The 13,104-nt window shown below is 26.2% G+C and carries 13 protein-coding genes; all 13 read left to right on the forward strand.

Annotated elements, in window-relative coordinates:
- Window positions 1-4 precede the first annotated feature (4 nt).
- Genes ACYQ1U_RS06480 through ACYQ1U_RS06540 form a run of 13 tightly spaced genes read left to right on the forward strand, consistent with a single transcriptional unit; the run spans window position 5 to window position 13,064 of the window.
- Window positions 5-820, forward strand: coding sequence for a lysophospholipid acyltransferase family protein (locus ACYQ1U_RS06480; RefSeq protein ID WP_459885637.1), 816 nt, complete (start codon window positions 5-7; stop codon window positions 818-820).
- Entirely contained in the window at window positions 810-1,889 is a 1,080-nt protein-coding gene (locus ACYQ1U_RS06485; RefSeq protein ID WP_459885640.1) for a capsular polysaccharide export protein, LipB/KpsS family, read from the forward strand. The genes ACYQ1U_RS06480 and ACYQ1U_RS06485 overlap by 11 nt, the downstream gene beginning before the upstream one ends.
- The gene (locus ACYQ1U_RS06490) at window positions 1,877-2,725 is read left to right on the forward strand and encodes a glycosyltransferase family 2 protein (protein ID WP_459885643.1); all 849 of its coding nucleotides are present in this window, start codon (window positions 1,877-1,879) and stop codon (window positions 2,723-2,725) included. The genes ACYQ1U_RS06485 and ACYQ1U_RS06490 overlap by 13 nt, the downstream gene beginning before the upstream one ends.
- Entirely contained in the window at window positions 2,710-4,407 is a 1,698-nt protein-coding gene (locus tag ACYQ1U_RS06495; protein WP_459885647.1) for an ABC transporter ATP-binding protein, read from the forward strand. The genes ACYQ1U_RS06490 and ACYQ1U_RS06495 overlap by 16 nt, the downstream gene beginning before the upstream one ends.
- Window positions 4,408-5,733, forward strand: a complete 1,326-nt coding sequence (locus ACYQ1U_RS06500) for a capsular polysaccharide export protein, LipB/KpsS family (RefSeq protein ID WP_459885650.1) — start codon at window positions 4,408-4,410, stop codon at window positions 5,731-5,733. It begins immediately after the preceding gene.
- Window positions 5,723-7,057, forward strand: a complete 1,335-nt coding sequence (locus ACYQ1U_RS06505; protein WP_459885653.1) for a capsular polysaccharide export protein, LipB/KpsS family — start codon at window positions 5,723-5,725, stop codon at window positions 7,055-7,057. The genes ACYQ1U_RS06500 and ACYQ1U_RS06505 overlap by 11 nt, the downstream gene beginning before the upstream one ends.
- A gap of 11 nt (window positions 7,058-7,068) precedes the next feature.
- Window positions 7,069-8,064, forward strand: a complete 996-nt coding sequence (gene pseB / locus ACYQ1U_RS06510) for a UDP-N-acetylglucosamine 4,6-dehydratase (inverting) (protein WP_459885656.1) — start codon at window positions 7,069-7,071, stop codon at window positions 8,062-8,064.
- The gene (pseC, locus tag ACYQ1U_RS06515; RefSeq protein ID WP_459885658.1) at window positions 8,061-9,254 is read left to right on the forward strand and encodes a UDP-4-amino-4,6-dideoxy-N-acetyl-beta-L-altrosamine transaminase; all 1,194 of its coding nucleotides are present in this window, start codon (window positions 8,061-8,063) and stop codon (window positions 9,252-9,254) included. Before pseB ends, pseC begins: the two co-directional genes overlap by 4 nt.
- Window positions 9,251-9,931 carry a pseudaminic acid cytidylyltransferase gene (gene pseF, locus ACYQ1U_RS06520; protein ID WP_459885662.1) on the forward strand — a complete coding sequence of 227 codons (681 nt, stop codon included), beginning with the start codon at window positions 9,251-9,253 and terminating at the stop codon, window positions 9,929-9,931. The genes pseC and pseF overlap by 4 nt, the downstream gene beginning before the upstream one ends.
- Window positions 9,912-10,772, forward strand: coding sequence for a UDP-2,4-diacetamido-2,4,6-trideoxy-beta-L-altropyranose hydrolase (locus ACYQ1U_RS06525; RefSeq protein ID WP_459885665.1), 861 nt, complete (start codon window positions 9,912-9,914; stop codon window positions 10,770-10,772). Before pseF ends, ACYQ1U_RS06525 begins: the two co-directional genes overlap by 20 nt.
- Window positions 10,741-11,184 carry a UDP-4-amino-4,6-dideoxy-N-acetyl-beta-L-altrosamine N-acetyltransferase gene (pseH, locus tag ACYQ1U_RS06530; protein ID WP_459885667.1) on the forward strand — a complete coding sequence of 148 codons (444 nt, stop codon included), beginning with the start codon at window positions 10,741-10,743 and terminating at the stop codon, window positions 11,182-11,184. The genes ACYQ1U_RS06525 and pseH overlap by 32 nt, the downstream gene beginning before the upstream one ends.
- On the forward strand, window positions 11,165-12,187 hold the full coding sequence (gene pseI, locus ACYQ1U_RS06535; RefSeq protein WP_459885670.1) for a pseudaminic acid synthase: 1,023 nt from the start codon (window positions 11,165-11,167) through the stop codon (window positions 12,185-12,187). The genes pseH and pseI overlap by 20 nt, the downstream gene beginning before the upstream one ends.
- Complete coding sequence (locus ACYQ1U_RS06540) at window positions 12,180-13,064, forward strand: glycosyltransferase family 2 protein (protein ID WP_459885673.1); 885 nt, start codon at window positions 12,180-12,182, stop codon at window positions 13,062-13,064. The genes pseI and ACYQ1U_RS06540 overlap by 8 nt, the downstream gene beginning before the upstream one ends.
- Window positions 13,065-13,104 lie beyond the last annotated feature (40 nt).

Here is a 13,104-nt window from a genome sequence, read left to right on the forward strand (position 1 = left end):
TATAATGTATTATTTATTTAGAGTTTTTTATTTTTTAGCAAGAATGAAAATACTTAGGAAGTTATGGTTTATAATTTATTACTTGGATTTTTTTAGAAAACCAATTGTATTCAAAAATCTTGATATTGCATTTCCAGAAAAATCTAATAAAGAAAAAATAAAAATAGCAAAAAATACATATAAAAATTTTTTACAGTTTTTTGAAGATACTGTTGATTATAATAAAAATCCTAAAAAATTTGACAAAATCGAACTCATAGGAGAAGAATATATTATTAACGCTATAAATTCACAAAAACCTATAATTATTATGGCAGCGCATTTTGGTAATTGGGAAATAATCCCAAAATTTATTTTAAAAAAATACAATAAATCTATGGCAGTTGTTATGAGAGAAATTGAACATCCAAAAATTAATAAATTTTTCAAAAAAATAAGGGGAAACGAAAATATTAAAATTATTAATAAAAAAAGAGGAGCTAGAGAAATTATAACAGCATTAAAAAAAGAAAAAAGAATTCTTGGAATTTTAATAGACCAATATACTAGAAACGAAAATGCTCCAAAAGTAATTTTTTTCAAAAAAACTGTATTTAACCATGCTATTTCAAAACTTGCAAAAAGTTTAGATGCAGTTGTTTTGCCTATCTTTATCTATAAAAAAAATAAAAAATATGTAGTTGAGTTTCAAAAACCAAACACTTTTAAAGATAGTATCGAAAATTTTACCCAGTGGCAAGCAAGTGTAATAGAAAAAATGATTAGAAAGTATCCTGACCAGTATTACTGGTTTCATAATAGGTGGAAGAATGAGTATTGATGTATTATTTTTTGCTCTTAACTCTCATCAAGAAAAGTATTTTAAATTTTTATCTAAAAATCTCCCACTTAAAACTTTTACAAAAAGAGTAACTTTTTCCTTTTGTAATACACCAAAAATAGATTTGAGTTATAAATTTAAAGAAATAGAGAATAAATACTTTGGAATAAAAAAGGCTCTCTACAAAAACTTTATAAAAATCCAAGCGCCTATGATATATTGTTTTTATAAAAAAGAGATAGAAAAACATAAACCAAATCTTATAGGAGTTTGGAACGGTATAAAATATCCTCAATTTATGCTAACAAATTTAGCAAAAGAGTTAAATATAAAAGTTATATTTTTTGAGAATGGGTTTTTACCTGATACAACCCAAGTTGATTGTAAAGGAATAAATTATTTAAATTCAGTACCAAGAGACAAAAAATTTTATGAAAATCTTGAATACTATAAAAAATCCCTTCCAGAAAAACTTATACCAAGAGTACCTATTAGAAAACTTGAGGGTGATGAGATTGATCTAAACAAAAAATATATTTTTATACCTCTTCAAGTAAATTATGATTCTCAGATTATCTATTTTTCACCTTGGATTAAATCAATGCAAGAATTTTTTGAAGTTATTAATGATATTGCAGATAAATTTAAAATTGATTTTATATTTAAAGTACATCCTAGTGATAGAGTTACTAAGTATTCAGATTTAATTAAAAAAGCAAAAAATAATGTTTATTTTGCTACAAATCCAACAAGCGAACTTATAAAAAACGCAGAAGCTATAATTACCATTAATTCAAGTGTCGGGATTGAAAGTTTATTATTCAATAAAAAAGTAATTACCTTAGGAGATGCTTTTTATAATATAGAAGGGATTGTAAAATACGCTAATAATAAAAATGAACTTATTAATATTTTAAAAAATCTTGTTTCATGGGAAGTTAATGAAAAACTTATAAAAAACTTTCTTGGATTTTTATATTATGAGTATCTGATCCCAAAATCTTGGAAAAATCCAAATCAAGAACATATCAAAAAAATAACTTATAGGATAAATCAATGCTTACAATGACAATTTTGGTAAAAAATGAAGAAGATATTATAGAAAAAAATATTCGTTTTCATGCTAGTATTGGTGTTGATAGCTTTGTAGTAATGGATAATGATTCTAGTGATGGTACAAGAGAAATTTTAGAAAATCTCAAAAAAGAATTTGAAATTACAATAATTGATGAAAAAGGTCTTTACAATCAGGCTAAATGGATGACAAAGTTAACTCATATAGCTAGAAAAAAATATAATCCAAAGTTTTTAATACCAAATGATGCAGATGAATTTTGGTGGTGTGACGGAAATCTAAAAGAAAAACTACCAAATAAAGCTGTAACTACAGTAGATAGATTTAACTTTTTGTTATATGAAGGACTTGATAGTTGGGAGAAAAGTGAATACAGAGTTGAAAACCCTATTTTTTATAGAAAAAATACTCAACTAAGTAATGAAAAAATCTCAATTGTTTTAACAAAAATTTCTCCAAAAGTAATTATAAAACCTTTGGGACTTTTATGGATTAGAGGTGGAAATCATAAGGCACTTCATTTATTTAATTTCAAAGACTACTTTAAACATTATGATAAAATAAAAAGATTTGAAAAAATAAAAGTTTTTCATTATCCAATAAGAAGTTTTGAGCAATTTAAAAAAAATATAGAAAATAGAAAAAAACTTCTAAAATATGGTGCTAAAATGGGACCACATTATAGAAGATGGGTAAAATTATTAAATGAAGGGAAACTTGAAGAAGAGTTTTATAATAATCTAATATTTAAAAGTGAAAATCTAAAAACTCTTCAAAAATATGGAATAATACTCAAAGACAAAAGGATGAAAAATTGTTTAAGCTTCTAAAAGAATATTTACCATATTATAAGTCATACAAAAAAGAATTTTTCTTAGCATTTATAGGAATGCTATTTGTTTCACTTGCAACAGCTGCTACTGCATATTTAGTAAAACCAGTACTTGATAAAATTTTTATAGAAAAAAACGAAAAAATGCTCTATATTTTACCACTTGCAATAATTTTAGCTTATTTTTTAAAAGGTGTAGGAGCAGTTTTACAACAATATTTCATTAGCTTCATAGGCGAAGATATTGTGAGGAAAATCAGAAATAAATTTTTAAGTCATATTATGGATTTTGACTTAGATTATTTCAAAAAAACCCACTCAGGCGAACTTGTAAGTAGAATTATAAATGATATCAATAGAATACAAAATGCAATATCAGCTTCTATTGCAAATATGCTAAGAGACATTTTAATGAGTATCTTTCTTTTAACAGTTGTTATTTATCAAAATCCTCGTCTTGCTTTTTTTGCTCTAATTATTTTGCCAATTCTTATATATCCAATAGGAAAAATTTCAAAAAAGCTCAAAGTTTTATCAAAAGAAGCTCAAAAAAAGACTGCTACCTTAAATGAACATTTAAGCGAAATATTTAAAAATATAGAAACCATTAAAGCTTATAATGCAAAAAAATATGAAATAGAAGAATTTGAAAAACATAATTTAACTTACTTAAAAATAAATTTAAATACTATTAAAACAAGGGCCTTTTTAATTCCTATTTTAGAACTTTTAAGTGCCGCGATCGCTGCAATTGTAATCATTGTAGGAGGAAAAGAAGTAATTGATGGCAAAATGAGTGTAGGTGCATTTTTCTCTTTTATGACAGCTCTTTTTATGTTAACTGATCCTATAAGAAGAATTTCCATGACTTACTCTCAAATGCAAGATGCAATTGCTGCAAATGAGAGATTAAAAGAGATATTTAACTTAAAACCAAAAATTATCAGTGGAAAAGAAAAAATAAAAGAAATTAAGACAATTGAATTTAAAAATGTAAATTTAAAATATGAAGATGTAGTCGCTTTAAAAAACATAAACTATAAAGCAGATAAACCAAAAAAAATAGGCCTTGTAGGTGATAGCGGAGGTGGTAAGAGTAGCTTTGTAAGTTTAATCCTTAGATATTATGATGTAAATAACGGAGAGATTTTAATCAATGGTAAAAACTTAAAAGAATATGACTTAACCTCTCTTAGAGAAAGAATAGCCTATATTCCTCAAACTATTCATATCTTTAACGATACAATTGCTGCAAATATAGCTTATGGTAAAGAAATCGATGAAAAAAGAATAAAAGAAGCTCTAAAAAAAGCTAATTTATTAGAATTTGTAGAAAATCTTGAAAATGGTATTTATACAATTTTACAAGAAAATGGTGCCAATTTAAGTGGTGGACAAAAGCAAAGAATAGCAATTGCTAGAGCACTTTACAAAAATCCTGACGTTTTGATTTTAGATGAAGCGACAAGTGCACTTGATAATAAAAGCGAAGCAATTATTATGGAATCTATTAATAATTTAAGGGACTTAATTGTATTTATTGTCGCTCATAGGTTAAACACTATCGAAAATACCGATGAGATATTAGTATTTAAAAATGGGCAAATTGTATGTAAGGGTAAAAAAGAAGAATTGCTAAATAATTGTGAAGAGTTTAAAAAACTTTATAAAAGAGGTTAAATGAATACTGTTATATACGGCTTTGATTTAACACCAAATGCAATAAATTCTTTAATAAATGAAAAAATTATAAAAAAACATCTTTGGATTGGAGGAAGAAAAAATAAATATGCAGATGTTAAAATAGTTGATATAGACAATATGAAGTTTAAAACATCTCCTCATACATATATTAAAGAATATGATAAATTTTTTGATAAAAACTTTATTCATTTTACAGAATATTTCTCAAGAAAGAATCCAGTTAATTTTACTCATTTTGAATTTATCAATGCTTTTAATACTTACTTTTATTATTTTTACAAATTATTAAAAAATGTTAAATTAATAATTTTTTCTACTATACCACATTACGGGTTTGATTTTTTAATGTATAAAATGGCAAAAGAAATTTTTAATATAAAAACCATTATATTTTATCAATCTCTTTTTCCAAACAGAATGTGGTATTTGGAAGAAATAGAAGATTATGGCAAATTTGAAAAAATGAAAAAACTTAATAATTACAATCCTCTAAACATTGAAATAAAAAAAGAATTCAAAAAAGACCTGTTCTATATGAAAAATGCCACAAAAAAAGAGTTTAAAAAAACCTGTTTTTATAAACATTTATTAAGAGAATTTGGAGATTCTTTAAATATTTTTGACAAAACTAAAAACCATAATCTTTTAATTCCAATAATAAAATATTTAAAATGTGCAGAATATAACAAGAATATAAAAGTTTTCTCTAAAAAAGAAATCAATTTTTCTGACAATTACGTTTATTTCCCATTACATATGCAACCAGAATTAACCTCCTCAATTTTAGCTGGAAAATATAGCGACCAACTTTTAGCAATAGAAAAATTATCAAAACTAATACCTGATGACTGGAAAATATATGTTAAAGAAAACCCAAAACAAACCTTTTATCAAAGAGATTTTTTATTTTTTAGACGATTAAATAATATAAAAAAAGTAACTTTAATTGATAAAACAGTAAATACTTATGACCTTCTAAAGCACTCTAAATTTGCTGCTACATTAACTGGGACTGTTGGATGGGAAGCTATTAGTGGAGGCAAACCTGTGTTAATTTTTGGAAAAGCATGGTATAAATCATTACCAGGAGTAATAGAATATAAGGATTGTTTAACAGTTAATAAAATATTAAATATTAATATCAATCATCCTGAATTAGAAAAAAAAGTAAACAGCTTGATATCTTATAGTTTCAAAGGTATTATTGACAGTAATTATATTCAAATATATCCGCAATACAATCAACAAGAAAATGAAAAACTAATCTATAATGCTTTACTAAAGGTTATAAATGGCAATTAACACTTTAATTTATGGATTTCATTGGAAAAGTCAAAATAAAGCTATTAAAAATCTTGAAAAAGAGGGCTTAATAAATGTCTCTTTTTGGATTGGTGCACATAAAGAAGCCGATATCCATATAGGAAAACTAAGAAGATTTCAATTCAAAAAAAATTCTTACACTGGCTTAAATAAAGAAATTTATCAAAAAGTATTTGATGAAGGTATTGAAACTTTTATGGATATGTTCTCAAGAGTACCCTCAGCTTATACATTAACACACCAAGAATACAAAAATATTTTTAATCTATATTATGATTATTTCTCAAAAATTTTAACTGAAAAAAAAATTAATTTAATGATATATTATATGCTCCCTCATTTTGGAAGTGATTATATTTTATATCTTTTAGCAAAACATTTAAACATAAAAATGATTTTAATTTATCAATCACTAGAACCAAATAGATTTTTTTATGTTCATAATTTAGATGACTTTGGAGAGTTTAAAGACATAAAAACAGAGTTTGATCATTCATTTATCAACGTTCCTCAAAAAGCTGAAAAGAAACTTTTTTATATGAAAAATATTAAATTAAAATATAGAAGCTGTATTGTTAATTATTTCAAAAATATAGGAAGATGGATATATAGAAAACATGGTTTTATGAGTTTTAGTAGTTTTAATAAACTTTTTTTAGATTGTATAAAATATAAAATCAACTATTCAAAATATGCATTAAATAAGGTAGATTTTAGTCAAAATTATGTGTATTTTCCTCTTCAAATGCAACCTGAACTAACCACTACTACTCTTGGAGGAATTTATAAAGACCAGCTTATTGCAATAGAACATTTAAGTACAATTTTACCAGATGACTGGTATATTTATGTGAAAGAAAATCCAAAACAACTAAATTTATACAGAGGAGAATATTTTTTTAAAAGATTAAATTCAATTAAAAATGTAAAACTTATCTCAAAAACTGTTAATACCTATGATTTATTAAAAAATTCAAAATTTGTAGCAACTATTACAGGTACTATTGGGTGGGAAGCTATAAGTATTGGGAAACCTGCTTTAATTTTTGGAAAAGCATGGTATAAAACCTTACCTGGAGTTATTGAATTTTCACAAGATTTAACACTTGAAAAAATTTTAAATATCAAAATTAATCACAACGAATTAGAAAAAAAATACAATGAGCTTATTAAAAAAACAGCAAATGGAATTATAGATAGAGGTTATATAGCAAATTATCCTAACTATTCAGATAAATCAAATGAAAAAACCGTTACCGATTCTTTAAGAAAAATAATAAAAAGTTTGTATAATAACAATTAAAAAGGCTATTAATGTTTAATGGTAAAAATATATTAATAACAGGTGGAACAGGTAGTTTTGGAAAAAAATACACAGAAATTTTGCTTCAAAATTATAAACCTAATAAAATTATTATATATAGTAGAGATGAGTTAAAACAGTTTGAAATGTCTCAAAAATTCAACGATCCATGCATGAGATATTTTATAGGTGATGTAAGAGATGGTAATAGATTAAAAAAAGCAATGGAAGATGTTGATATTGTAATTCATGCGGCTGCTTTGAAACAAGTACCAGCAGCAGAATATAATCCTATGGAGTGTATTAAAACTAATGTAATGGGTGCAGAAAATGTTATTAATGCTGCACTTGAGAATGAAGTAGAAAAAGTAATAGCCCTCTCAACTGATAAAGCAGCAGGTCCTGTAAACTTATACGGCGCAACAAAATTAGCAAGTGATAAACTTTTTGTAGCAGCGAATAATATGGTAGGAAAAAGAAAAACAAGATTTTCTGTTGTAAGATATGGAAATGTAATAGGTTCGCGTGGAAGCGTAGTTCCGTTTTTTGCAAAACTAATTCGTGAAGGTGCCAAATATCTTCCAATAACTCATCCAGATATGACAAGATTTTTAATTACACTTGAACAAGGCGTTAGATTTGTACTTAAAAATTTTGAGAGAATGCAGGGAGGAGAGATATTCATTCCGAAAATTCCTTCAATGAAAATAGTGGACGTAGCTAAAGCAATGGCACCTAATTTGCCACATAAAATTATAGGAATAAGACCTGGTGAAAAGCTACATGAGGTAATGATTACAAGAGATGATTCACACTTAACTCTTGAATTTGAAGATCATTACGTAATCACTCCTACTATACAATTTACCCACAAAACAGACTTTAGAGAAAATATGTTAGGTGAAAAAGGTAAACCGGTTGAATATGGATTTGAATATAATTCAGGTACAAATAATTGGTGGCTTACAAAAGAAGAATTTTTAAAACTTGCAAAAGAGTTCTTATGATTCCATATGGCAAACAGTACATTGACGAAACAGATAAAAAAGCTGTATTAGAAGTTCTTGAAAACGATTTTTTAACAACGGGACCAAATGTAAAGGAATTTGAAGAAGAACTATGCAAATATACAGGTGCAAAATATGCCGTAGCTGTAAGTAATGGCACTGCTGCATTACATATAGCAAGTCTTATTTTACTTGAAAAAGGTGATTTAGTCTTAACTACGCCGAATTCTTTTTTAGCTACTTCAAATTCAATTCTTTATGCAGGTGCAAAGCCTATTTTCGTAGATATAAAAAAGAACGGAAATATTGACCTTGACAAATGTATAGAAATACTTGAAAAATTTAGAGGAAAAATAAAAGCATTATATGTCGTACATTTTAGCGGAAATCCAGTTGATATGGAAAAATTAAAATACATAAAAGAAAATTTCAATATAAAAATATTAGAAGATGCAGCCCATGCTATTGGAGCAAAATATAGTAGCCAAGTTCCAAGTTCAAAGTTCCAAATAGGAAATTGTCAATATAGTGATATAACAACATTTTCTTTTCATCCGGTAAAAAACATAACTACAGGAGAAGGTGGAGCAATTTTAACTAATGATGAAGAAATTTATAAAAAAGCACTTATTATTAGAAACCATGGAATAGTAAGACCAAGTAACCATGAAAGTTCCAAGTTCCAAAATAAAGAATTAGCAATAGATGAAAAAGGAAATATTAATCCATGGTATTATGAAATGCAAGAGCTTGGGTTTAACTATAGAATTACAGATATTCAGTGTGCATTAGGATTATCTCAATTAAAAAAGCTTGATACTTTCATAAAAAAAAGACAAGCATTAGCAAAAAAATATGATAAAGCTTTTGAAAATACTTTAATTAAACCTCTTTATAAGTTCAATGAAAATAGTGCATATCATTTATATGTTGTAAGAGCTGATTTTAGTAAACTAAAGTTAACAAAAGCTGAACTTTTTTATAAAATGAGAAATTTAGGAATTGGGCTTCAATTACACTATATTCCAATAAATAAACAGCCATATTATCAAAAACTAGGATACGGAAGCGAACATTTGCCTGAAATGTATAAATATTATAAAGAAGCTTTTTCTATTCCTTTATATCCTGCTTTGAGTATTGACGAACAAAATTATGTAATTGAAAAACTCTTTGAGGTGTTAAAGTGAACCTATGTATAATACCGGCAAGAGGTGGAAGTAAAAGAATTCCCAAAAAAAATATAAAACTTTTTTGTGGAAAACCACTTATTTCATATTCTATTGAAACTGCAAAAAAAAGTGAGTTGTTTGAAAAAATAGTAATATCCACTGATAGCGAAGAAATAGCTGAAATTGGCAAAAAATATGGAGCTGAAATTCTTTGGCGTCCAAGAGAGTTAGCAGATGATTATACTGGAAGTATAGAAGTATTCGAGCATGCAATTGTTAAACTTAACAAAAATAAAAAATACCTATATGCTTGTATGATTTATCCAACAGCTCCTTTTTTGCAAATTGAATATCTAAAAAAAGGTTTAGAAGAGCTTAAAAAAAGCAATGCTTGCTATTCATTCGCAGCCACAACCTATGACTTTCCTATTTTCAGAGGTTTTGAAATAACTAATGGCAAAGCTAAGATGATTTTTCCTGAATTTATGAATAAAAGAAGTCAAGATTTAAAAGAAGCTTTTCATGATGCAGGACAGTTTTATTGGAAAAAGCTAAGTTGTAAAGAAAAATTTAAATTTGATGGTAATATACCTATCATTATTCCAAGATACCTCGTTCAAGATATCGATACAATGGAAGATTTTATAAGAGCTGAACTTATGCATAAGGCATTGAATGATTATTTTAAGAGTTGATTTTAGTAATCGTATAGGACTTGGTCATTTAAAAAGAGTAGAAGCATTTATAAGTTCCAAGTTTCAAGTTCCAAGTTCCAAGTTTATTATTTTATGTAAAGAATGTGATGAAAAGCTCACAAAATTACCAATAATAAAAATTAAAGATGAAAATGAGTTTTTTGAAAAAGTTAAAGAATTAAAACCTAACTCAGTAATTGTAGATAATTATAATTTTACTTTAGAAAATGAAAAAGAGTTTAAAAAACTTTTTCCGAGTATCAAACTTAGCATATTTGACGATCTATATTTTAATCACTTTTGTGATGAAGTAATTAATTCAAATTTATATGCTCAAAAATCAAAATACAAAGGGAAAATACCTAATTTTTGTAAAATAAAAATTATTAAACCTTTAATAAGACAAAACTTTATTAAAGCTAAAAGAAGAAAATTAAAAAAAGAAGGTATTTTTGTCTCTTTTGGTGGGACTGATGCAAAAGGTATAGGACTTAAAGTACTAAAAGAATTAAAAAAAATAAAACCAAAAGTAAATTTTTATACAACAAGTGCAAATAAAAATTTAGATAAATTAAAAATATTTTGCAGAGTTAATAAATGGTGTAAATTACATATTGATGAAGACGTAGCAATTGGAATGGCAAAAAGTAAATGGGCTATAATCACTCCAAGTACTATAACTTGGGAAGTTTTATATATGAACCTACCTTTTTTAGCTATACAAGTAGCTGATAATCAAAAATATGTTAAAGAGTATTTAAAAAGAAAAAATATCCCTGTTTTAAGCATAAATGAAATAAGGAAAATTAATGAAAAACTTCGTAAATTTAACATTAAATGAAAAAAAAGAAGTTTTAGAATGGAGAAATCATCCAGAAATTAGAAAATGGATGTACAATAAAGAAGAAATACCTCTAAAAAATCATCTTGAGTTTATTGAAAGTCTAAAAAAAGATAAATCTAAACTATACTTTAAAATGGATAATATAGGGGTTATAAATTATAAAATATCAAATAATACAGCTGAAATTGGTCTTCATAAAAACCCAGAAAAAAAAGGTGTTGGTAAAATATTAATGCAAAAACTAATTGATTATGGGTTTAATGAACTAAATTTAAAAACACTTACTTTAAATGTTTTTGAAGAAAATAAGATTGCTATTAATTTATATAAAAATTTTGGCTTTAGAGAAGTAGATAAAAAAGACAACTTAATAAAAATGGAGCTTAAAAATGAAAATTGGAAAAGTTAACACAGAAAAAAAAGTATTTATAATTGCTGAACTTAGTGCTAATCATAGTGGAAGCTTAAAACTAGCAAAAGACACAATTTATGCAGCAAAAGAGGCTGGAGCTGATGGAGTTAAACTACAAACTTATACACCTGATTGGATGACAATTGACTGCAAAAAAGATGATTTTTTAATAAAAAGCGGAACTTTATGGGATGGTAAAAACTTATATGAATTATATAAATGGGCAATGATGCCACTTGAGTGGCATGAAGAATTGTTTGATTATGCAAGAAGTCTTGATTTAGAAATTTTTAGTTCACCATTTAGTAAAGAAGCCGTTGATTTTTTAGAAAAATTTAATCCACCCGCATATAAAATAGCTTCATTTGAAATAACTGATTATGAGTTAATAGATTATGTAGCCAGCAAAGGAAAACCTATAATAGTCTCTACTGGAATAGCTGAATTTGAAGATATCCAAAACGCAGTTGATACTGCAAAAAAACACGATGTTGAAATAGCTTTACTTAAATGTACATCAGCCTATCCTGCTCCTAGAAGTGAAGTTAACCTTAAAACAATTCCAGCGCTTAAAGAAATTTTTAATGTGACTGTTGGGTTTTCTGACCATACTCTTGGAATTTCAGCCCCTGTTGCTGCGGTTACACTAGGTGCTAGGATAGTTGAAAAACATTTTATTTTAGATAAATCAATTGACTCTCCAGATAAAGCTTTTAGTTTAACTCCAAAAGAGTTCAGAGAAATGGTAAATGCTGTAAGAGTTACTGAAGAGATGATTGGATCTATTGACTTTAAACCTAAAAAAGGCAGAGAATTTGCTAGAAGTCTTTATGTTGTAAAAGATATAAAAAAAGGTGAAAAATTTACTCAAGAAAATGTTAAAGCCATTCGCCCAGGTTTTGGTCTTCATCCAAAGTTTTTGCCTCAAATTCTTGGAAAGAAAGCTTGTCGTGATTTAGAAAAAGGAGATAGATTAAGATGGGAGGATATTAATGATTGATTATTTCTTTCATAAAGTAAACCCTAAAAATGTAAAAATTTCTATGGTTATGATGGTAAAAAATGAAGAAGATATAATAGAAGAAAATATAAAATTTCATGCACAAATAGGAGTAGACAATTTTGTTATTTTAGATAACGGTTCAACTGATAATACAACTGATATTTTAAATGAATTAAAAAAAGAATTTGAAATTTCACTAGAATATAACCCATCTAAATCTTATAAACAAAAAAAGTGGATGACTATGCTTGCTAAAAAAGCAAAAAAGTTATATAACCCAGATTGGATAATTAATAATGATGCTGATGAGTTTTGGGCACCTCTTGAAGGAGAAAGCTTAAAAGATGTATTAAATTTTAAAGGAGGTGTTTTACAAGTAAAACGTTCTAATATGCTTTTATATGAAGGTTTGGATAATTGGAAAAATAGTGAATATAGGGTAGCTAATCAAATTTTAAGCAGAGAAGACTATGAAAATTTAAATATTATGCTTGGAAAAATTGGAAGAAAAACAATTGTCAATCCTCATGGTTATATAAAAACAAATGCCGGAAACCACAGTGCTGAGCACATCGCTTTTTGGAAAAAAAAAGAACCTCTAAATATCCATATTTATCACTATCCTTTTAGAAGTTATAAACAGTTTGAAAATAAAGCAAAAATTTATGTAGAAGTATTAAAAGCAAATCCAAATGCAAAAATAGGTCCGCATGTAAAAAAATGGGCAAGAATGTATTTAGAAGGCAGACTTGAAGAAGAATATAAAAAAATGGTCTTTTCAAAAGAAGATTTAGACTGCCTTCAAAGAATAAATATTGTAAAAAAAGATTTAACTCCTAAAAATTTATTTAAAAAATTTGAATTATTAAAATGAAAAAAAGTAACTTAATATTTGCTATTTTCTTTACTATATT

This window comes from Caminibacter profundus (assembly GCF_054657155.1).